General features: G+C 59.3%; 18 protein-coding genes. 6 read left to right on the top strand and 12 right to left on the bottom strand.

Going from position 1 to position 22050, the window contains the following annotated elements; genetic code table 11:
• Positions 1-183: 183 nt before the first annotated feature.
• From pmeR to P406_RS23425, 3 genes are all read left to right on the top strand, one after another.
• On the top strand, positions 184-843 hold the full coding sequence (gene pmeR, locus P406_RS23415) for an auxin-lysine conjugate-binding transcriptional regulator PmeR (RefSeq protein ID WP_046237501.1): 660 nt from the start codon (positions 184-186) through the stop codon (positions 841-843).
• Positions 844-1138: 295 nt separating this feature from the next.
• Positions 1139-1342 (top strand): hypothetical protein, encoded by a 204-nt coding sequence (locus P406_RS23420; protein WP_046237502.1) that lies wholly within the window; start codon positions 1139-1141, stop codon positions 1340-1342.
• Complete coding sequence (locus P406_RS23425; protein ID WP_032703148.1) at positions 1323-2456, top strand: DUF3396 domain-containing protein; 1134 nt, start codon at positions 1323-1325, stop codon at positions 2454-2456. Before P406_RS23420 ends, P406_RS23425 begins: the two co-directional genes overlap by 20 nt.
• A gap of 13 nt (positions 2457-2469) precedes the next feature.
• Here the strand turns inward: P406_RS23425 and P406_RS23430 are convergent, their stop codons facing one another.
• Together P406_RS23430 and P406_RS29510 are read right to left on the bottom strand one after the other, a co-directional pair.
• Positions 2470-3966, bottom strand: coding sequence for an MDR family MFS transporter (locus tag P406_RS23430; RefSeq protein ID WP_046237503.1), 1497 nt, complete (start codon positions 3964-3966; stop codon positions 2470-2472).
• A 127-nt stretch (positions 3967-4093) separates the two neighbouring features.
• Positions 4094-4264, bottom strand: coding sequence for a hypothetical protein (locus P406_RS29510; protein WP_164490389.1), 171 nt, complete (start codon positions 4262-4264; stop codon positions 4094-4096).
• 164 nt (positions 4265-4428) lie between these two features.
• Between P406_RS29510 and P406_RS23435 the strand changes: the two genes are divergently transcribed.
• Positions 4429-4668: a hypothetical protein gene (locus tag P406_RS23435; protein WP_003406313.1), complete on the top strand. Its 240-nt coding sequence runs from the start codon at positions 4429-4431 to the stop codon at positions 4666-4668.
• Here the strand turns inward: P406_RS23435 and P406_RS23440 are convergent, their stop codons facing one another.
• The 9 genes from P406_RS23440 to bglX all read right to left on the bottom strand — a co-directional run bounded on the left by P406_RS23440 (position 4669) and on the right by bglX (position 19319).
• Positions 4669-5292, bottom strand: coding sequence for a flavin reductase family protein (locus P406_RS23440; RefSeq protein WP_003406312.1), 624 nt, complete (start codon positions 5290-5292; stop codon positions 4669-4671).
• Positions 5293-5437: 145 nt separating this feature from the next.
• On the bottom strand, positions 5438-5755 hold the full coding sequence (locus P406_RS23445; RefSeq protein ID WP_011268785.1) for a hypothetical protein: 318 nt from the start codon (positions 5753-5755) through the stop codon (positions 5438-5440).
• A 592-nt stretch (positions 5756-6347) separates the two neighbouring features.
• Entirely contained in the window at positions 6348-7673 is a 1326-nt protein-coding gene (locus P406_RS23450; protein ID WP_003413212.1) for an MFS transporter, read from the bottom strand.
• 217 nt (positions 7674-7890) lie between these two features.
• Positions 7891-9438 (bottom strand): J domain-containing protein, encoded by a 1548-nt coding sequence (locus P406_RS23455; protein ID WP_046237504.1) that lies wholly within the window; start codon positions 9436-9438, stop codon positions 7891-7893.
• Positions 9435-11129, bottom strand: a complete 1695-nt coding sequence (locus P406_RS23460) for a molecular chaperone HscC (protein ID WP_046237505.1) — start codon at positions 11127-11129, stop codon at positions 9435-9437. The genes P406_RS23455 and P406_RS23460 overlap by 4 nt, the downstream gene beginning before the upstream one ends.
• A gap of 124 nt (positions 11130-11253) precedes the next feature.
• Positions 11254-13629, bottom strand: coding sequence for a PAS domain-containing protein (locus tag P406_RS23465; RefSeq protein WP_082100928.1), 2376 nt, complete (start codon positions 13627-13629; stop codon positions 11254-11256).
• Between the two features lie 224 nt (positions 13630-13853).
• On the bottom strand, positions 13854-15188 hold the full coding sequence (mifR, locus tag P406_RS23470; protein ID WP_046237507.1) for a two-component system response regulator MifR: 1335 nt from the start codon (positions 15186-15188) through the stop codon (positions 13854-13856).
• 6 nt (positions 15189-15194) lie between these two features.
• Positions 15195-16952 (bottom strand): sensor histidine kinase, encoded by a 1758-nt coding sequence (locus P406_RS23475; RefSeq protein ID WP_046237508.1) that lies wholly within the window; start codon positions 16950-16952, stop codon positions 15195-15197.
• A 69-nt stretch (positions 16953-17021) separates the two neighbouring features.
• Positions 17022-19319, bottom strand: coding sequence for a beta-glucosidase BglX (gene bglX / locus P406_RS23480; protein WP_046237509.1), 2298 nt, complete (start codon positions 19317-19319; stop codon positions 17022-17024).
• A gap of 320 nt (positions 19320-19639) precedes the next feature.
• Between bglX and P406_RS23485 the strand changes: the two genes are divergently transcribed.
• Together P406_RS23485 and P406_RS23490 are read left to right on the top strand one after the other, a co-directional pair.
• Positions 19640-20332, top strand: coding sequence for a TPM domain-containing protein (locus tag P406_RS23485; protein ID WP_046237510.1), 693 nt, complete (start codon positions 19640-19642; stop codon positions 20330-20332).
• 25 nt (positions 20333-20357) lie between these two features.
• Entirely contained in the window at positions 20358-20975 is a 618-nt protein-coding gene (locus tag P406_RS23490; protein ID WP_003413191.1) for a TPM domain-containing protein, read from the top strand.
• A 54-nt stretch (positions 20976-21029) separates the two neighbouring features.
• Here the strand turns inward: P406_RS23490 and P406_RS23495 are convergent, their stop codons facing one another.
• On the bottom strand, positions 21030-22046 hold the full coding sequence (locus tag P406_RS23495; protein WP_046237511.1) for an alpha-xenorhabdolysin family binary toxin subunit B: 1017 nt from the start codon (positions 22044-22046) through the stop codon (positions 21030-21032).
• Positions 22047-22050: the final 4 nt, after the last annotated feature.

The following is a 22050-nucleotide window of genomic DNA, read 5'->3' on the forward strand; positions in this document are numbered from 1 at the left end:
AGTAGCATGCTAAGGAATATACTTACATTCGCGGCTGTTTGTAAACACCGCAATGCGCATTCGGCCACTATTCAGGGAGCCGGGAGCCAATTCGGGACAAGGCGAGACAAATGCCGCCCGGCCATATCTCGAGGCATGACGCAAGACGCGTGCCTGAGGTGAATTTTTTGAGGTCTTATTGCCATGGTTCGTCGCACCAAAGAGGAAGCTCAGATCACTCGCAGCCAGATCCTGGAGGCTGCCGAGCAGGCTTTTTATGAGCGAGGCGTCGCCCGCACGACGCTGGCCGACATTGCCACCCTTGCCGGTGTGACGCGGGGCGCCATCTATTGGCACTTCAACAATAAGGCCGATCTGGTGCAGGCCATGCTCGACAGCCTTCAGGAGCCCCTCGACGAAATGGCGCAGGCCAGTCAGAGCGAGGACGAGGAAGACCCGCTGGGCTGCATGAGAAACCTGTTGATTCACCTGTTTCATGAACTCGCACTGGACCCGAAAACCCGTCGCATCAATGAAATCCTCTTTCACAAGTGCGAGTTTACCGACGAGATGTGTGATTTCCGTCGTCAGCGTCAGGACAACGCCATACAGTGCCACGACCGTATCACCCTGGGGCTGAACAATGCCGTACGCCAGGGGCAATTACCCAAAGGGCTGGACACCGCCCGGGCTGCCGTGGTGCTGTTTGCCTACGTCAACGGCATCATTTACCAATGGCTGCTGGTTCCGGACAGCTTCTCGCTGCCCGCAGAGGCCGAGCAACTGGTCGACGTGTGCCTGGACATGCTGCGTTTCAGCCCGACGTTGCTGATCGATAGCAACCGCTCGACAGTTGGCGCCTGACAGAACGTGAGCGGCGGCGGCACCCGCCGGTTCCGCCTGCCAGCGACGCTGTGCAGAGCCTAACTCCAATCCCTGCCTCTTATATAGTGTGTTTGCCGATCGTTTATCGGTATTCATTGATAGCGCTCACCGTGCAGGCATCAGCGAGCGTTGATCTGACAAGATATTGTAGGAAGCAAGTAGGACATTTCCTGATACATGTAGCTGATTTCCCAAAGTAAATTCCGAGTATTGCTCCGCAGGAAAACTCCCTTCACTCTTCGCCTCCTGAAAGATCAGAAGAGAGGAAGGTTGCATGTTTTTGCCGAATCTTGCGCCTATGTGCCCTGAAATCATCGCCAGTTACGCTGATGTCCACTCGGGCGGGCAGGGCCATGGCTATCCACTGAACGGGGACATTTCCGGCGTGACCGACATCTGCGAAGGGCATGCAGGTACGCGCAAAAACCTGACCCCCGCGACTGATGGGAGGGCAGGGCATGTCGGACACTGCAACTGATGCTGTGAGGTTATTGGCCAGGATCACGCAACAATCCGAACGTGTGGCCATGGATTCCGTGTTGGGCACGCCGGTCATACGGTTGGGGTTGATCACCACGCTGTATTTTCGCAATGGCCACACCGTGGAGATGAAGCGTCGCGTCGAAGCCTGCTTTTTGCGCTTTTATGACGCGTTCAAAACCAGACTCAAATGGCAACTCTTCAAACGCATGCGTCGCCTGAGCGGCTCCGGGTTCGCCTCGACCCGGCGCCAGATTGTCGAGAGCCCGCCAGACGAGCAGTTCATCTGGTCTATCGCCAGCGCCACTCAGGCTGAAGTCGCCACCTACAGCCTGTTCGTGATGAACACCTCAGAGGGGCAGGCCGACAACGACCGATCGTGTCTGAAAATGGTTCTGCCCTGGTCGTACCTGGCCGAGCCCGACGGCTTGAAACAGTACGAGGAGTGGATCAGGTACCTCAGCAGCGAACTGCAGGCCGAGCATGGCTTTGGTGGCCTTGCCTGCGTGTTGCCGTGCGACGGCCATCAGTATTTGCCGTGGGAATTTCGGCTTGCTCAGGATTTCAGCGGACTGATGGTCGACCCCGGCCCGCACATCGAAAGCCTGCGTCTGCTGGACCGTATCAAGGGCGTCAGCTGGTACACCGTGCTCGGTGATGCGTTCGTCAGGCAACTGGGAGGCAGCGACAAAATGCGCGGCGAGATGAGTGCGCACAGCGAGATCGTGTTCCACACCTACCGCAACGGCCTGATCATTCGCGCCGGCGAGGTGCCTGAGCTGGGCGGGCGAGGGCTGCCGCCGCCAAAGCCTTACGTGACGGTCAACAGGATGATCAAGCCGATTCGCCTGCAGGACACCGGCAACCTTCATCCCTACCTGGCTCCCGGGATTGGCTTTACCGATGAAACCACTGCGCAGTGGTATGCGCGATTCGATGAAAAGCCGCTGCCGCCGGTCTATGCCGGGCAAGCATGCCCTCGCTCAGGCAGCTGGTTCAGCAGTGCACAGTCCGGCTCGCGTCGGCACTTCGACGAGGGCGAACTGATGCCTGCGTTTGCCCATATAAAGAGCAAGAAAACGCAATGGTTCTGGGCCGGGATGCCTTCCTGAACCAGAAAGGCAGTCAGTCCCGTCCTCGCAGCAACGTATTGGGCATCACTGCGGCTGCCGCAAGACCGAGCAGCGAAATGGCCGCGCTGGTGATCAGCAGGTTTCTGAAGGTCAATGCCAGTTCGGCGCGCAGGGTTTCCAGCGCGGGTCCGGTGGCCGCGTTAAGGCTGTCGAGCAGGACATTGCCGGAGCCGCCTTCGCCACCCAGTGCTCCTGCGCCGAGTTGGCCGACACCAGTGTGCTGCAACATGGCCAGCAGCAGCGCCGACATCAGTGCCACGCCCACTGCACCACCCAGTGAGCGGAACAGATTGGTCGTGCTGGTCGCCACGCCCATATCCCGGGGCTGAACCGAATTCTGAGTGCCGACCAATGAGGTGGGGAACTGCATGCCGGTCGCAACACCGGTGAGGATCATGAACAGGCTCATCACTATCAGCGATTGCGGCGGCGTGAAGGCCATGCCCAGAATCGCAACCGGCATCAACAGCGCACCGGTCAGGATCAGCGGCTTGTAGCGTCCGGTATGCGCGGTGCGTCGCCCGGCAAAATAGGCGCCCATCGGCATGCCGATAGCCAGTGGAAGCAAGTGCAGGGCGGCGCTGTCTGCGCCGCCCCCGGTAACGGTCTGGTAACGCAGCGGCATCAGGACAATCAGGGAGATGGCCTGAAAACTGGTGAAGAACACGGTACACCAGCACAGCACAGCGCTCTTGTTGGTGAACAGATGCATGGGCAGCAAGGGTTCGGCCGTGCGACGTTCGTACCAGACGAAAATGGCCAGTGTCAGCAGCGCCGTGCCCAGTAACAACTGAACCTCGGTATCGCCCAGACCGTGGCCTTGGCCAATTTCGGTAATCCCCAGCAGCAGCGCTGTCAGGCCGATGATCATCAGCACGGTACCCAGGTAATCGATAATCGGCTTGCGCTGCGGTACTGGCAGGCCGACGAGGGTCCGATACGCGACGATCAGCGCGGCAGCTCCCAGGGGCAGATTGATCAGGAACACCCAGCGCCAGGACAGGTATTCGGTCATCAGGCCACCGAGCACCGGCCCGGCGACGCTGGCCACGGCGTACATGCTGCTGAAGTAACCCTGATAACGGCCACGCTCGCGAGGTGGAACGATGTCGGCGATGATCGCCTGGCTGACCGAAACCATCCCGCCTGCGCCGATACCTTGAAGAACGCGCGCCAGGACCAGTTGTTCCATGCTCTGCGCCAGGCCACAGAACAGTGACGCCAGGGTAAAAATCCCCAGCCCGAACAGCATCAGTTTACGTCGCCCGTAAAGATCGCCGAGTTTGCCGTAGATCGGCACGGCAACGGTTAGCGACACCATGTAGGCGGATATGACCCAAGCCAGTAGATCGATATCCCTGAACTGCGCGGAAATGGCAGGCATCGAGACCGCGACGATGGTTTGGTCCAGCGCGCTGAGCAGGACTGCCATCATCAACGCAAACAGGATGCTGCGGATGGCCGGAGGCGTTTGATTAAGACTGGTCAAGGCAAAACCTGATGGCAGTGTTGACCCGCCGCAAGTGTGGCGGGAGAGTCTGGCCAGTCTAATCCGATAGCTTGCTAATCGATAGCTGCCTTTGCGCAATGGCGATGCAATTCACGCTGTGCGAGCCTCATCGCAAGGCACTGAAGGTTGCATCGGTTGGCACGCAATGGCCAAGCGTACAGCTGGAGACATAGGGGGCCTGGCGCGCCAGTTCGTTACGATAGGCACCGGCGGTGTAGACAGCCAATACCGCCAGAGCGCCTGCGACAACCATGCATTTTCTTGTTATTACTTTCATGACGCACTCCTTACCTCGGCTACAGAGCAGTTTGAAAGGACTGATTAGAGTGTAGGACAAGGTTGGGTTTTGCGTCGGCTGCCTTATCGCTGCATGCCGCGTGTCGGACGAGGCGAAAGACGCGCTAGAATTCGCGCTTTGACGTATTGGCAGGGTTGAGAGACATGGCACGTAAGGAATACAACGGGTTTGAAGTGGTCTCGGCAGTGATGCCGTCCGAGCAGGGTTATAACGCGGCGATTGCCGTAAAGGCACTGGGCGCCGGCGGCGCACCACGTTTTCATGCGCTGCTGCCGGACCAGAAATTCAAGACCGCCGATGATGCCGACCTGGCCGCTGTGCAAGAGCTGCAGCGGCTGGTCGATATCGATGCAGAGGGCGAACCGGTGTGGGCTGACGCCTGATCAGGCGCCTGGGCGGAACATCTTGAACAGCGCTTCCGGGCCGAGCTGGAAGTAATCCGCCGGGCCGCCGCCGCGCAGGATAGGCTCGGCGGCGGCAGTGTCGTAAACGCCGTCCTTGAGCAGCGACTTGTCGATATGCACCGCCACCACCTCGCCAAGAATCAACCAGCTGGGCACCAGCTCCTTGTCGGCACGCTGCAACTGAATGATCTGCGTGACCTTGCACTCGAACGACACCGGCGTTTCAAGTACACGCGGCACCGAGACGATCTGCGAGGCCAGTGGGGTCAGGTTTGCCAGTTCGAATTCGCTGACGTCCGGTGCTACCGGCGCGCAGCTCTGGTTCATGGCTTCGGCCAGCGAGCGGGTCGCCAGGTTCCAGACGAACTCGCCGGTCTGCTCGATATTATTGAGGCTGTCTTTGCGACCCACGCTGCAGAAACCGATGATCGGCGGCACGTAGTTGAAGGCGTTGAAGAAGCTGTAAGGTGCCAGGTTGAGTTTGCCGTTGGCATCCTGCGACGAAATCCAGCCAATCGGGCGTGGGCCTACAATCGCGTTGAACGGGTCGTGCGGCAGGCCGTGACCCTTGGATGGCTCGTAGGAGTGAATTGCGTCTGACATGCTCGGTTCCTGATGGGCTCAATAGTGGATGTCAGCATAGTGCTGCGCATTTGCAGAGGATGCCAGAGCGGCGTGTGTGTTTCATCCTGAGCCAGACATGAAGAAGCCCGACATCAGCCGGGCTTTGGGGGTGTTGCGTGAGCGATCAGCCCAGACGATTGGCGCCTACGCGATCTGCACCGTCTGCAGCAAGACGATTGGCACCGACGTGGTCTGCACCATCGGCAGCCTGACGGTTTGCACCGACGCGGTCTGCGCCATCAGCGGCGAGACGATTGGCACCGACATGATCTGCGCCGTCAGCCGATACGCGGATCGAGCCGACGTTAGTGTGTTTGGTACCGCCTTCAGCAACGAGGGTGGCGCTGGACAGGTCGCTCTGAACGTGGGTGGCTGGAAGTGCAAATGCGCTCGATGCCAGAACAGAGATAGCCAGGCCAAAGATCAGTGTGTTGGTTTTCATGATGATGTCTCCAATGCGTGTCGGGTGAGTTGTCATCCCGGTATGGAGGCAATGCTACGCGCCAGCGGATTATTAAGAAGTTAATAGGATTGCTAGCGATCATCGCTAAAAATGATAGTTGGCTGTGATGCTCTGATTTCGGGCCTTTCAGCGGGGGTTGCATTATTGTGGTGCAATTCTTGAAAAGTCTTGTAATAAACGCTCTTGACAAATTAAAAGTGCAGTTTATTCAAGCGGTTATTGCTAAAAGTTGGCTAAATGACGCACCGCTCTGTAACACTCTGTTGCAGGTGCTGTATGTAATTGATTGTCTTGTAGCGGCCGTTGTATCGATGCGGACGATGATATTGATCGTTGTAAGTGAGCCTGAATGACTCTTCTGCCTGCGCGGAGTCCTCAGCGTTATACACACGTCTCGATAAGCCCGAAAAATGGAGTGAACGGGGCGGCGATCCCCATTGCTCACGAAGAGTCAGTCATAGCGCTCTATTTCTGGAGGCTGTACCGGCCTCTTCGCGAGCAAGCTCGCTCCCACGAGATTTGTATATAACGATGAGAGCGGAGCCTGGGCACGAGAATCGTCGCAATCCGATCAGTCAGTTTCGATACGCGAGTGCTTGCGCGTGTCTTTCATGAACACATACACCAGCAGCGAGCAGGCAATACAGGCAGTGACGTACCAGTAGTAACCGGTTTCCATACCGATGCTCTTGAACCACAGCGCGATGTATTCCGCAGTGCCGCCAAAGATCGATACCGTCAGGGCGTAAGGCAGACCGACGCCCAGCGCGCGGATCTCGGTGGGAAACAGCTCGGCCTTCACCACTGCGTTGATCGAGGTGTAGCCGCTGACAATGATCAGTGCCGCCATGATCAGGAAGAACGCACCCCACCATGTCTGAATGGTATGCAGCGTGGTCAGGATCGGTACGGTGCACAGCGTTCCCAGTACGCCGAACGCAATCAGGATCGGACGACGCCCGATCTTGTCGGACAGCGCACCAACGACCGGCTGCAACAGCATGAACAGAAACAGTGTCGCCGCTGATATCGACGTCGAGTCGGTGATGCTCATGCCGACGGTGTTGACCAGATACTTCTGCATGTAAGTGGTGTAAGTGTAGAAAGCCAGCGTCCCGCCCATGGTCAGACCCACGACGGTCATCAGTTCCTTGGGATGACGCATCAGCGTGCGCATCAGGCTTTCCTTGGGCTTTTCCTTCTTCTTGCGCGTGAACGACTCGGTTTCTTCCATGCCGCGACGCAGAAACAGCGCGACGATTGCGCACAGCGCACCGATGACGAACGGGATACGCCAGCCCCAGGCATACAATTGCTCCGTGGTCAGCGTCTGTTGCAGAACGATCAGCACGCCCAGCGCGATGAGCTGGCCGGAAATCAGCGTGACGTACTGAAAGCTGGAGAAGAAGCCGCGACGCTCCTTGGTGGCCATTTCGCTGAGGTAGGTGGCGGACGTGCCGTACTCCCCGCCGACAGACAGCCCCTGCAGCAAGCGGGCAAACACCAGCAGGATCGGAGCACCGACGCCGATGCTTTCATAGCCTGGTGTCAGGGCAATAATCAGCGAGCCGAAGCACATCAACAGCACCGATGCCATCAGCGCAGCCTTGCGGCCTTTGTAGTCAGCGTACAGCCCCATCAGCCAGCCACCTATAGGCCGCATCAGAAAGCCGACGGCAAAGATCGCGGCGGTGTTGAGCAACTGGGCGGTGGTGTCGCCCTTGGGAAAGAAGGCTTTGGCGAAGTACAGCGAGAAGGCGGCGTAGACGTACCAGTCGTACCACTCGACCATGTTGCCGACCGAACCACTGAAAATCGATTTGAGACGGCTGGAGGTGGTTTTCTGGCCGGCGGCACTAGCAGCCGACCCATGGGAGGCGGGATTGGAAGTTTCCATGGTGTTCCTTGTTTTTCATTATTTTTGGAAGGAGGCATTGGATGCCCTGCGTGTTACATAGCAGGAGCTGTGCCAGACCATGAGGGCTTGTTCTAGAGCGGTCGGGCGACTTTGATGAGCAAGAATCCGCTTATCTGCCCGGCTGGGGTAAGCGGATTCTTGCCGATGGAAGCGCTCGCAGCAGGGTGTTCTGGTCGATTGCCGACAGAAAAACCGCTCAAGCGCTCATTTTAGAGGAGATCAACAGCGCCGCCATGACGATACTCAGCGTGCCGATGATCACCATGATCGTGTGCCTTGCATAAAACTGCCGAATCTTCTGCCGGGCAGGCGCCGTCTGAAACAGGTAGCGATAAGGTGACAGGGCGACCCACAGCACCGCCAGCAGCAGATAAGTCAGCAGTGTGCGTGGGCCATCAAGCACGTGGACAAGGCCCAGAAACAAAAACGGAAGGCCATGCCGCAAGACCAGCGCCTGGGCACCGGGCCAGCTCAGCACCTTGGGCAGTAACTTGCTGCTCAGCCAGGCATCGGCAGGCTCTGCCAGAATCATCAGCGGACGCCATACACAGATAAAGATGAAGAAGCCGACGGTTGTCCAGAGCGGTGTCAGGAACAGCACGAGGACCCGCGTTCCCGGATTGTATTCCGTGCCTTCAGGCGCTAGCGGGGGTGCCAGCAACGCCAGCAGAAACGCGCCGATGTAGACCCAGATGAGCGGCGTGAAATCGCTCTGCTCACGCATGAGTTTCCAGGCGTTCAGGTCTGCTTCGGGGTAGCGCTTGAGGATATCGGGGTAGTGGACGGTCAACTGCTCCTGAATATGCGCGCAGGCGTTCCACACCGAGGCGTCTTGCTTGACCGCGGTACGGATCCGCGCGGCCAGACGTGGCGGCCTGAACATCAAGTGCGCGGCCTTGCCTTCGGCAGTGCTCGGTTTGGCGTCGAGCAGGCGTTGCAAATGCTCGGCGTACTCCACTTCTTCGTATCGCTGGCGCAGCGCCTGCCAGAGGTCTTCGGGGCCTGGGTGAAGGTTTTGCTGCAGGTTCCAGCCAAATACCGCGCGTGTCTGTTCCAGCAGGTCAGAGGTCACATGCTGGCTGGCAATCAGCAAGACCATGCACCTGCATTGCAAATGCTCGCGACGCTCCAGCTCTGTCAGCCAGGGCTGTTGCTCCAGCGTCTGAAGTTCTTCGATGAAGCGCGCATGCTGCCCGCTCTCGATGAGTGCGCTGAACGCTTCGAACGCCTCGCGCAATATCGCCTCGGCCAAGGCGTGCTGCTGGTAGCTGCTGATATGAATGCTTTGCCATACCGTCAGCCAGCGCAGATGCTGAAATGCAGCTTTGATCAATTCGACGCGCCGCGCCGAGTCGTTCAGGCACTCCAGCAGCAACAGTTGTTGAAAGCGCTCCGCCTGTCCATGCTCCATGGCGAGGTGCTGTTGCTCGGGCAGGTTCTGCGCTGTGGTTTGCCTGACCTGTTGAAGCCAGTCCATGCCATCGGGCTGCTCGATAACGGTCGTTGTCAGAAGCGGGGCAGGCGAGGGCTCAGGCAAGGGCTGGCGCAGCATGACAGGCTGGTCGTCTTCATCTGCGCGCGATCGTGCCAACTGCAGCGCCTCTTCATAGGCATCACGCAGATTCTGGAAGGCTGCCGGGTCTTCATCTGGGCGGTTGACCTTCAGTAACCGGGCATATTGGCGTTTGATGCTGCGCTCGTCGGCATCGTTATTCAGCTCAAGTACGGACCAACAGTCGATCATCTTGCGCCCTGCTCGAACGTGTCGACTTCCTGTTTGAGTTGCTTGCGAATTTCGCTGATCTGCCGCTCGTCCTGCGTCTCCAGCACATGCTGGAACTGGGTGGTCCAGTGATCGATAAGTTCTCGATCGCTGCCCAGGCATTCCTGATACAGGCGTTCAAGTCTGGCGATCAGATGAGTATTGGCCTGCTGTTCGCGCGGATGGACTTTGAGTGCTTCGAGTACCTGAAGGCGCTCCTGTATTTCATCAGGCGTCATCACGCCAGGGTTGTTTTCGATGACCAGCTTGTGACGTTCCCCGGTCAGCTGTGTCATCACATCGGCCTCCAGCAGGCCGTTGTTGTCATAGGTAAAGCGTACATCCAGCGCCACTTCGCCGGCCTTCGCCTTGGGGATCGGGATAATGAGCTCGCCCAGGGCGATGTTGTCCTTGACCATGCGGCTTTCGCCTTGAAAGATCCGCACCATAACGTGCTCTTGATCATCACTGACGGTCTGGACCGTTTTTACCCGGCTGACCGGTACGACACTGTTGCGTTCGATAATGGGCAGGTAATGACCGCTTTCATAGCGATTGCCAACTTGCGTGATGGTCTCGATCCCCAGTGTGTAAGGGCACACATCGGTGAGGACGATCTCCTCCAGCGCTGCGTCCCGGTGCTTGAGTGCCGCCTGCACCGCTGCGCCCTGAGCGACGATCTCATCGGGATTGAGTGCAATGGAAGGGAAGCGCCCGAACAGGCTCGCGGCAAGCTTGCGGATCAGTGGCATGCGCGTCGTGCCGCCCACCAGCAGAATCTCATCCAGATCGGCGACGCGTATCCGCGCGTCTCGAAGCGCACGCTCGGCCGGCGCGCGCAGGCGGTTGAGCAGGGGCGCATAAAAATCGCTCATCTGCTCTTGAGTAATGGTCTTTCGCCATTCCCTGTCGGCGTGACGCAATACGAAGTCGGCACTTCCGTCCTGGCCCAAAGCCCTGCGCACCCGCTCGGCTTCGCGCCGCAAGGCCGGTGCAATCAGCTCCGTTGACGGGAAGTCCGGCTCATCGCGGTGCAGGTTCACAAAGTGCTCGACCATGACCTGATCGAAATCCTCGCCCCCCAGAAAGTTGTCGCCCGCGCTGGCACGCACTTCCATCACGCCGTCGAAAAGCTCGAGGATCGAGATGTCGAAGGTCCCGCCACCCAGATCGAAGACCAGAAACGAGGTTTCGCCTTCCTTCTGGTGAAGGCCATACGCAAGTGCGGCCGCTGTCGGCTCGTTGATGAGCTTCTCGACCTTGAGCCCCGCCAGCTCACCGGCAATACGCGTGGCTTTACGTTGAGCGTCGCTGAAATAGGCCGGGACGCTGATCACCGCTTCGGTAACAGGCTCGCCAAACGCGCGCTCGACATCAGCCTTCAGGCTTTTGAGCACCAGCGAGGACAGCTCTTCCGGGCGGTAATTGGCAGAGCCCAGGCGAATTTCCTGAGCGCTGCCCATGTAGCGTTTGAACAGGGCGGCGGTTTTTTCCGGGTGGGTCTGCAGGCGTTCGCGGGCTGCCTTGCCGACCAGAATCTGCCCGTCGTCGTCCAGCCCGACAACGCTGGGGGTGAGTGTTTCTCCCAATGCGTTGGTCACCAGCTCGCTGCTGCCGTCGCGCCATACAGCCACCAGGCTGTTGGTGGTGCCCAGATCAATACCGACGATCATCTCGAAAATGCTCCCTGCTCTAAGAGTGTTGCGATGTTTTGCGTGATTCTGAATCAAGGCAACCGGTGTTGTCTTGGTTTTATGCGCCGGAAGTGCCGGGATTCACTCATGCGAATCCATCCCCTCAGTGTTCGCCGGTACGACTCACGGCCTTGTGCAGAATCGCCGCCAGATCGTCTCTGCAATAGGGTTTCTGCAGCAGGTCGAAGCGGTGTGTTTCGTCCTGAGCGATCGTCGCGAACTCAGTGCTGTACCCGGTGGTAAGAACCACCGGCATCCACGGATAGCGCGCTTCGATTTCGGCGTACAGTTCCAGGCCGCTCATGCCGGGCATGGCGATATCCGAGAACACCACATGAAAGTTTTCCGGGTTGCCAGAAAGCTCTTTCAGCGCCTCGGCGGCACTGCTTACCCAGAGCACCTGAAAGCCCAATTGCTCAAGCATCGGGCGGGTATAGGTGCCGATGTCCTGATTGTCCTCGACCATCAGTACGCACAGCCCGGGCAACGGGGTGAGGGTGTGGCGATGGTCTTCCTGGACGACTTCGTGATTCTGTGCGCTGGGCAGGCACAGCGTGAAGCGGCTGCCTTTGCCGAGCTCGCTTTCAACCAGCACTTCACCGCCCGACTGCTTGGCAAACCCGAATACCTGCGACAAACCCAGCCCGGTGCCCTGGCCGACACTCTTGGTGGTATAGAACGGTTCGAAGATCAGGCCCAGCTTTTCCTTGGCAATACCTGCGCCGGTATCGGTCAGCGATACCTTTACATAGTCTCCCGCGCTGTGTGAGGCCGGCTGGTCTGCAGTGCAGTGGGCAGCGCATTCAACCTTGATGACCAGCTTACCCGCGCCGGACATCGCATCGCGGGCGTTGACCACCATGTTGACCAGCGCAGTATCGAACTGGCTGCCGTCGGCGAAGATGAAGCACGGCTCGGCAGGCAGGTCGATGCTGACCTGAATACGTGCGCCGGTCAGCGTGTCCATCATCTCGCCGATGCGCGCCACACTCTTGCAGACATCGAACACTTCCGGCTGCAAGGCCTGACGGCGGGCGAACGCCAGCAGCTGGCCGGTCAGGCGTGCGGCCCGGTCGACCGTGCTGGAGATGGCCTCGACGTACTTCACACGACGGTGCTCTTCAAGGTTCGCTGACTTCAGCAGGTCGCTGCAGGAGCGGATCACGGTCAGCAGGTTGTTGAAATCATGTGCCACGCCGCCGGTGAGTTGGCCGATGGCTTCCAGCTTCTGCGCCTGATGCAGGGCGTCCTGGGAAAGCCGTAGCGCTTCATTGGCCTCTTCTTCGGCCTGAATGTCACGGCCGACGGCATGGATGAATTGCTTGTCCGGCACGGCAGTCCAGGAGATGGTCCGGTACGAGCCGTCCTGATGACGATAGCGATTCTTGAAGTGCGGAATCGTGCGGCCGCTCTCCAGCCCGCTCATGGCGGCCAGCGTGCTGTCCACGTCTTCAGGGTGCACCAGTGCCAGAAACTGGCTGTCGAGCAGTTGTTCTTCCGACCAGCCGAGGGCTTGCGTCCATGCCGGATTGACTGCCGAGATGATCCCGTCGAACTGCGCCACCAGCATCAGGTCGGTCGACAGCCGCCAGATGCGATCACGGTCCTGGGTGCGTTCGACCACGCGTTGTTCAAGGGTCTCGTTGAGCGACAGCAGGGCCTCTTCAGCGTCTCTGAGCTGGGTCATGTCCCTGGAGACACAGAGGATCTTCTCTGGTTTGCCATCCTTGCCGAAAATCGGGCTGACCTGCACATGCCACCACTTGGTGGTGCCCGCCAGGGTCTGCGCCGAACCGGTGAAACTTGCGTTCTGACCCGCTCGTGCCGCGTCAACCGCAGCAATGGCGTCCAGATTGCCCTGGTCATGCCAGAAGTCAGGCCAAGGGCAGCCGCGAATCGCGTTGAAATCGCTGACCTCCATGATCCGCTGACCGCCTTCACTCATGAAGGTCAGGCGCGAATCGAGGTCCAGCACCTTGATGCAGTCGTTGATGCTCGACAGCACACGGTCGGTGAACGCTTCGTTCTCCGACTGACGGACTTCGGCCATGACCTGCAACGTGGTCTCGTTGACCCGGCAGAACACGCCTTCGATCAGGCCGCTATCGCCATACAGCGGCGAATAGGACAGCGACCACCAGGTCTGCTCGGGCTTGCCATTGCGGACGATGGTGCGCTGAATATTGTCAGACCGGCGGCTTTGTCCGGCCAGTGCCTGCTCGGCGAGCGGCCGTACGGCTTCCCAGGCATCGCCCCAGACCGAGGCAATGGGCTGCCCCTGCGCCTGTCGGGCGGCAATCGGCAGGACCTGAGAGTAAGCGTCATTGAAAAACAGGGTGTAGTCAGGTCCCCAGAGCAGGTACATGCTGTCCGGGCAACTGAGCATCAGATTCATTGAAGACAGTAGCGCTGCGGGCCATGCTTGCTTCGGTCCCAGCGCGGACGTCGACCAGTCCGTCTCTCGGATAAACCGACCCATTTCGCCGCCTCCCAGGGGGAGGTCGAGGGGAGTATTCACGGTAGAAAATGCCCCATCTTTCGGACTGTCAAAGTGAGCTGAGTAATCAGGCGGGCATGATGTCATTATGCCTCACAAGTATCCAGCCATCACGACCTCATATAGCCGTGAACAGTATGCAGACCCGGCGCTGCGGGAAATGTTCGGTTATCGCCGGAACAAGCTGTACGGAATGTGCGCCGCCTTCATTCGAGGAACGTTTCGCGTACCAGAGCATGGCGCTGCATCTTCTCGTTCAGCGTCCGCCGCGGCAGTTGCAACTCATTGAGCACCGCCTTGATGTCGCCTTTATGACGGGCCAGCGAAGCGCGCAGGCATTGCGCTTCGAAGGCTTCCTGACGCGCCGCCAGTGAGTGCCCGGCCGATTGGGTATCACGTTGCGGCAGGGCGTGCTCCAGCCCCAAGGCCTGCCGCTCGGCGGCATTGGCCAGCTCGCGCACGTTGCCTGGCCAGTCATGCCCGAGCAGACGGCTCAGATGAGCTGCGTCCAGCGCTGGCGGCTCCCGACCCACGCGCTCGGCGGCGGCGCGGGCGAAGTGGCTGAACAGTTGCGCGATGTCTTCTAGGCGCTCGCGCAGCGGCGGCAGGCGCAGCTCGGCAACGTTGAGGCGGTAGGCCAGATCTTCGCGGAAGCGCCCGGCACGCGCCTCTTCGAGAAGATCAGGCTTGGTCGCGGCAATGATTCGCAGATCGACGTCGATACTCTGATTCGAGCCCAGCCGCTCAAGGCGCTTGTCCTGCAGAACGCGCAGCAGCTTGACCTGTTGCGCCATCGGCATGCTCTCGATTTCATCGAGGAACACCGTGCCGCCGTCGGCATACTCCAGGCGACCGATGCGCTTGCCCTGCGCGCCGGTGAAGGCGCCGCTTTCGTGGCCGAACAGCTCGGCTTCGAACAGATGCTCCGGGATGGCCGCGCAGTTGAGTGCAACAAAAGGTCTGGCGGCGCGCGGCCCGAAATCGTGCAGGCAGCGCGCCACCAGTTCCTTGCCGCTGCCGGTTTCCCCGCGAATGATCACGTTGACCGGCAGTTGCGCCAGTTCCAGCACCTGGCGGCGCAGTGTCTGCATGCCGGGCGATACGCCGAGCAGCGTGGCGTCCAGCCGGGTTCTGGCATCGGCCTGCTCATGCAGGCGGCGGTTTTCCAGCACCAGCTGGCGTTTCTCAAGGGCGCGCCGCAGGTTGCTGATCAGGGTTTCCGGGCTGAAGGGTTTTTCCAGAAAGTCATAGGCCCCCTCGCGCATCGCCTCCACGGCCATCGGCACATCGCCATGGCCGGTCAGGAGGATGACCGGCAGGTCGCGGTCTGCGCCTTGCAACCGGGTCAGCAGTTCCAGGCCGCTCATGCCCGGCATGCGCACGTCGGTCAGCACGACGCCGGGGAAGTGCTCCGGTATGTGCGCCAGGCACTCTTCGGCGCGGGCGAAGACTTGCACCTCGAACCCCGACAACGTCAGCCATTGTTCGACGGCTTGCCGAATGGGCGCCTCGTCGTCTACCACGATGACCGAATTCAACATGCCGGGTCAGGCCTCCAGAAAGTCGTTGGGCAAGCTGAACCAGAACTCGGCGCCGTCCGCATGGTTTTGCGCCGTCAGTTGTCCGCCCAGTTCATGAATGATGGCGTACGACACAGCCAGGCCAAGGCCCAGGCCGTCGCCCACCGGTTTGGTGGTGAAGAACGGATCGAAAATGTCGGGCAGATTCTCCGCGGCGATCCCGCTTCCGTTGTCCCTGACGCTGAGCCGCCAATAGTTGTCGACGGCGTCGATACGCACTTCAAGGCGCCTTGAGCGGCACTCGCGCATGGCGTCCAGTGCATTGCGCAGCAGGTTTATCAGCACCTGCTCCAGGCGGATGGCGTCGCCGCGCACCCATGCCGGGCGAGCCAGATGCAGAACGCAGTCGACGTGTTCCTCGCGCAGGCGCGGGTCGAGCAACAGCAAAGCCTGATCGACCACCGTGGCCAGGTCCAGCCTCTCGCGCAGGCCGCTGGGGCTCTTGCGCGCGAAGGTTTTCAGATGGCTGGTCAGGGCGGCCATACGCGTCAGTTGCTGATCGACTGGAACCAGCGCTTTGCAGGCTTCATCGATGCGGCCCTGATCGAGCAGCAGTCGCAGGGTTGCCAGTTGCATGCGCTGGGCGGTCAGCGGCTGGTTGATTTCGTGGGCCAGCGCTGCCGACATCTGCCCCAGCGCCGCCAGTTTGGCCGACTGCACCAGACCGTCCTGCGCGGTTTGCAGATCACGCGTGCGCTCTAGCACCAGACGCTCCAGTTCATCCCGGTTGCGTTCCCTCAATCGCGCCAGTCGCCAGCGCTGATAGAGAAACAGGCCCAGAAATACCAGCGCCAGCCAGATGCCTGCGGCGGCCAGCCCTGCATTGCGAACGTCCTCACTGGAGGCGGGCGGCTTGCGCAACAGGTGCAGGGTCCAGTTCTCATCCACAAGGGGCAGCGACTGCCAGAGATAATCCGTGGTGCCGTCCGGGCCGTCGACACGGCTCAAATGGCTGTTTGCGCTGAAGCTGTCGATGACCCGGCTGCGCAGCGGTGACAATACCTGTTTGTCGTACTGGCGGGTGCGCAACAGGGTGGCACGGTCTTCCACCGAGATCGGCAGCAGCTCGCGATAGCGCCAGCCTGGTTGATTGGCGATGAACACGATGCCTTTCTCATCGCTGACCAGCAGCAGGTCCTCACCCTGATCCCACTCCTGCTCAAGGCTGGGGAACTCCAGCTTGACGACCATCGCCCCCATGAACCCACCGGTATCGTTCAAGACCGCGCTGGACAGAAAGTACCCCGGAATTCCGGTGGTCACACCGACCGCGTAAAAGCGCCCGGTGCCCTTGGCGCGGGTTTGCAGAAAGTAGGGTCGAAAAGCGTAGTTGTGGCCGACATAGCTATTGGGCGTACGCCAGTTGCTCGCGCCAATCGCCAGACCATGGCGGTCGAGCAATTCCAGCGTCGACGAATGAGCCGCGCTGTTGATTTTTTCCAGCTTGAGGTTGAGTGCGTTCTGCACCTCACCGGTCACCGGGCCGTTCAGCGCGGCTCGAATTTCCGGGTCCAGCGCCAGCACGGAGGGCAGGGCGCGATAGCGCTCGATCAGAGTGTGCAGGGTATTGGCATACAGTGCCAGCTGTCCTTCGGCACGCGCGGCGTCTTCCGACATTGCGTGACGCTGCGCCTGACGCATCGCGAGCCCGGCGCACAGGGCTGCACCGGCCAGAATCAGCAGCACGTACAGGGTAATGCGCCAGTAGCGATGCTTGAGCGTCATGTCGCAGCCTGATTGAACCCTGCTGGCGCGTTCCCGAGCGAATGCTCACGAACGCGCCACGCGCAGGGTTTACAACAGATTGAAGGTCGCTTCTTTGACTGCTTGCGAGTCCAGGCCGATCATGACCTTGAATTCGCCAGGTTCTGCCACGTGCTTGAGCTCGGTGTTGTAGAACTTCAGGTCGTCTTCACTGAGGGTGAAGGTCACGACCTTTTCTTCTCCGGGCTCAAGCATCACTTTTTCGAAGTTCTTCAGTTCTTTTACCGGACGGCTGATCGACGCCGCTACGTCATGCAGGTACAACTGCACAACGGTTGCACCGGCAACCTTGCCGGTATTTTTCACGGTCACGCTGGCCTTCAGCTTGCCTTTGCGCGTCATGTTGGCGTCCGACAACGTGATGTCCGAGACGTCGAACTGGGTGTAGCTCAGACCATAACCGAACGGGTACATCGGGCCATTGGGCTCCTCGAAATAGTGCGAGGTGTAGTTGCCTGGCTTGCCTTCGTGATACGGACGGCCGGTGTTCAGGTGCGCATAGTAGACCGGCAGTTGACCGATCGAGCGAGGAAACGTCATGGCTAGCTTGCCCGACGGGTTGTAGTCGCCGAACAGCACATCAGCCACTGCGTTGCCGCCTTCGGTGCCCGGGAACCAGGTTTCGAGCATGGCGTCGGCCTGTTCCTGTTCGTCGACCAGAACCAGCGGACGGCCATTCATCAGCACCAGCACCAGTGGTTTGCCAGTGGCCTTGAGCGCCTTGATCAGGTCGCGCTGTTTACCCGGAATGTTCAGGCTGCTGCGGCTGGCCGATTCATGCGACATGCCGCGCGATTCACCGACCACGGCAACGATCACATCGGCCTGCTCGGCGACCTTGACCGCTTCGTCGATCATTTCCTGCGCTGGACGCGGGTCGATCTCTACTTCCTTCTCGATGAAGTTCAGGTAGTTGAGGACGTGTTCGTTGTCACTGACGTTGGCACCGCGTGCGTAAACCAGCTTGGCCTTGTCGCCGACCGCGTTGGCCAGCCCTTCATACACCGTCACCGACTGGTTGGGACGACCTGCTGCCGACCAACTGCCGAGCATGTCGAGGTGACTTTGCGCCAGTCCGCCGATCACGGCGATGGTGCCTTGCTTCTTCAGCGGCAGTGTTTCGTTCTGGTTTTTCAGCAGCACCAGCGTCTTGCGCGCCACATCGCGAGCTTCGGCACGGTGCAGGCGGTCATCGGAATAGGTGTCGGCCGGATCTTCGGCAGCGACGCCGATGCGACCGTAAGGCGAGGCGAACAGGCCCATGTCGTACTTGGCACCCAGCACCTCACGCACGGCGTTGTCGATTTCCTTCATGGAAACCTCGCCGTCCTTCACCAGGCCGGGCAACTGCTCGCCATAGGCCGCGTCGTTCATGCTCAGGTCGACGCCCGCCTTGATCGCCAGCTTGGCGGCCTCGCGGAAATCCTTGGCCACGCCGTGGTCGATCAGCTCCTTGAGCGCGCCGTGGTCGCTGATGGTCACGCCCTTGAAGCCCCAGTCCTTGCGCAACAGGTCCTGCATCAGCCATTTGTTGGAGGTCGACGGCACGCCGTTGATCGAGTTGAGTGCGACCATGATGCCGCCGGCGCCGGCATCGATGCCGGCCTTGTAGGGCGGCAGGTAGTCCTGGTACATGCGCGTCATGCTCATGTCCACGGTGTTGTAGTCGCGTCCGCCTTCTACCGCGCCATACAGGGCGAAGTGTTTGACGGCGGCCATGATGCTGTCGCTGGCTGCGACGTTCTTGCCCTGGAAGGACCTGACCATCACGTCGGAAATGCGTGACACCAGGTAGGTGTCTTCACCGAAGCCTTCGGAGCTGCGGCCCCAGCGAGGGTCGCGGGAAATATCCACCATGGGGGCGAAGGTCATGTCGATGCTGTCGGAACTGGCTTCTTTGGCCGAGACCCGGCCCATCGTCGCGATGGCGTCCATGTCCCAGCTGGCGGCCATGCCCAGGCTGATCGGAAAAATGGTCCGGTGACCGTGAACCACGTCATAGGCAAAGAACATCGGAATTTTCAGACGGCTTTTGGCGACTGCGGCTTCCTGCAGCGGACGATTTTCCGAGCGGGTAATGGAGTTGAACGTGCCGCCGATTTTTCCGGCAGCAATTTCCTTGAGAATTTGCGGCTGTGGCATTTCCGAACTGATACTGATGAGTCGTAACTGACCGATCTTTTCGTCCAGAGTCATTTGTTTCATGAGTTTGCCGATGAAGGCATTCTTGGCCTGAAGCGTTGTATTGTCCGTGGCGGCAGCGGTCTGGGCCATCACCGACTGACTGGCCATACCAACCAGCAAACCTAATAAACACAGCTTATTCATGAATGATTTCTCAAGGCTTTTGTCAGTAACTCGCGTTTAATGTCCGACAGCCAGTTTTTGGGTTATGGACCTTTGGCGTTATGGTTCGTACGGGATGCAAGGATAGTTGCCATCCGCTTCACTGTACGAAGTCTTCCCAAGGTGTGTACGAAAATGGCGGTTTGATTGATTTTTGTACAGACCCTGTCGATCAAATAGTGACCGCATCAGGTGTTGGCGGTGGATTATGCCGGGGAACTTGTGTTTTGGCTAAGGCGTGTCGTTTCAATGGATTCAAAAAAACACCGGAGGTCTGGATTTTGAAGTCTGTTTCACAGTGGATGTTGTATGTGGTGATGCTGTTGGGAGGGGTATTGCGTGCCGAGGCAGAGCCGTCAGCACTGGTTTTTCCGCCGATGACCGGCAGTGTGGTGGATGCCGCACAAATGCTCGATAGCCAGACTACGGTTCGTCTGGCCAGACTTCTGAGCGCCCATGAAAAGGCGACCGGGGAGCGTGTGGTGGTGGTGACCCTCGCTGATCTGCAGGGCACGAGCATCGAAGAGTTCGGCTCTCGACTCGGTGACACCTGGGGCCTGGGGCTGCACGGCAAGGAGGACAGTGTTCTGCTGGTGGTCTATCGCGATAAGCGCAAGGTGTTCATGGAGGTCGGCGGCGCGCTGAAGGATCGTCTCAATGACGCCCAGGCCTCTCTGATCATCGACATGCTGATGACCCCCGAGTTTGACGACAACCGGTTTGCAGTCGGCATAGAGCGCGGTACGCGCGCGGTCATTGCGGCATTGGGCGGGCAGATACCTGATTATCCGGAGCCTAAAAGACAGATGTCCGAAGATGACCAGCAGACCAATGACGACCAGGTCTGGCTGATCGGGATCGTGTTGACCCTCATCGTGCTGGGGATTGTCATCATCAGCGTCAGGCGCGGCGGCGCTACCCGGCCCGCCCGTGAAAGAGCCGCTGATCGCAGCGGCGGACGTTTCGGCGGTGGCGGTGCTTCAGGCAACTGGTAGTTGATTGATTCGGAATGAGGGAACCATGGCTTTACTGAACAAAGACGAACAGCGGCAGGTTGCCGAAGCGATTGACCGCGTCGAGCAGCGCACTGACGCCGAGCTGGTCACGGTGCTGGCCGCTCGCGCTGACGACTATGCCTACATGCCGCTGATCTGGGCAGGTCTGATCGGCCTGCTGGTGCCGGGCACGATCAATTACTGCCTGCAATGGCTGAGTGCGGACGAATTGATGCTCGCGCAGATGAGCACGTTCATTATCGTGGCGCTGGTGTGCCACCTGTCGAAGGTCTCAGCGTTGCTGGTGCCGCTTTCGGTGCGGCGCTGGCGGGCCGGAAACCTCGCGCGCCGGCAGTTTCTCGAACAGAACCTGCACAAGACCCACGACGGGACCGGCATTCTGGTGTTTGTCAGCGAGGCCGAACGGTATGTCGAAATCCTCGTTGACCATGGCATTGCCAGTCGTCTGCACAACGATACCTGGAAGGCGATGGTCGATGTGTTTACCCAGCAGGTCAGAGACGGGCAGACCTTGCAGGGGTTTCTCGGCTGCATCCATGCCTGTGGCGAGCTGCTTGCCGATCATGTTCCCGTGACCCACGGCAGGAATGAATTACCGAACAGGTTGGTGGTGCTCGGCTGAAGCGAAAGCAGGCGTCGATTCTATCGACACCTGCCTTTCTGAATAGGGGGTATGTCAGAGCGTGCGGTTGATATCGTGGAACGATTTCAGGTAAGTCTTCAATTGTGCAACATGCTCGCTGGCCGAAACCGTTGAGTCGTTTTGCTGTGCGCTCTTGTCCAGAAAGCGATACAGCGATCGATACACGTGTCTAGCCTCCTGAACCCAGGCCTCTTTGCTCTGCTCGACTTGCGACAACAGTGTCAACTCTTCGAGTTTGAACAGCGTGGCCTTGATTTCCTGAGCGTTGGCACGCGAATCGTCCAGCAGCGTGTTGTAACGCTGCCTCAACTTGTCGCGCTCTCCGGTCAGCTCTGAATAATTGATGGCGTCGCTGATTTTTCCCAGCAGCTTTCCGAGTCGGGCAATCCCGGCTTGTAGAAGGGCAATCTCTGGCGACGGTACATTGATCAGCGCCAGTTCTTCTGCGCTGGGGAGCAGGTCTTTGAAAATATCGGCCAGGTTGTATTTTTCGTATGCCTTGATCGTTTCATCCAGCAGACGTCGATCTTCGGCAATCACGCTCATCCGGATGTCCAGATCGGTCTTGCGCTGAGTCAGGCGATCAACGTGCTTGTGCAGCGTACTTTGAACGCGGCTGCCGTCCAGCTTCAGGTTGATCTGTTGCATGCGATCGCTGCTTTCAGCAATGGCGTTGGCCGCTTTAAGGATGATGGCTGTCAGCCCTGTCAGTTGACGAGTACGCTCGACGTTCAGCATACGAATGGCCAGCTGTTTCTGCAGATCACTCAAGTCAGGGTGCGCCTCGATCTGCTGCTGTTTCAAGTCAATCGGTGCCAGATTAACGCTACGCAGTTGCGCCACGATAGCGGCCAGGTGCTCACCCCACAGCGCCTCGGCATGACTGAGCGCCCTTTGAAGAGGCTGCAACTTTTCTTTCATGACCGGCAGGAAGTCCAGCTGCAAAGACATGACGTGGTCGTAGATATTCTGCCGGGCGGACTCCATGATTCGGGTGTCGGGCGGGGTAAGTTCCAGACGGTTAGAGAGGGTGTGTGCGTTCACGGTAATATCC

Source organism: Pseudomonas syringae pv. coryli str. NCPPB 4273, from assembly GCF_000972175.1.
In the GTDB taxonomy this organism is placed as follows: domain Bacteria; phylum Pseudomonadota; class Gammaproteobacteria; order Pseudomonadales; family Pseudomonadaceae; genus Aquipseudomonas; species Aquipseudomonas syringae.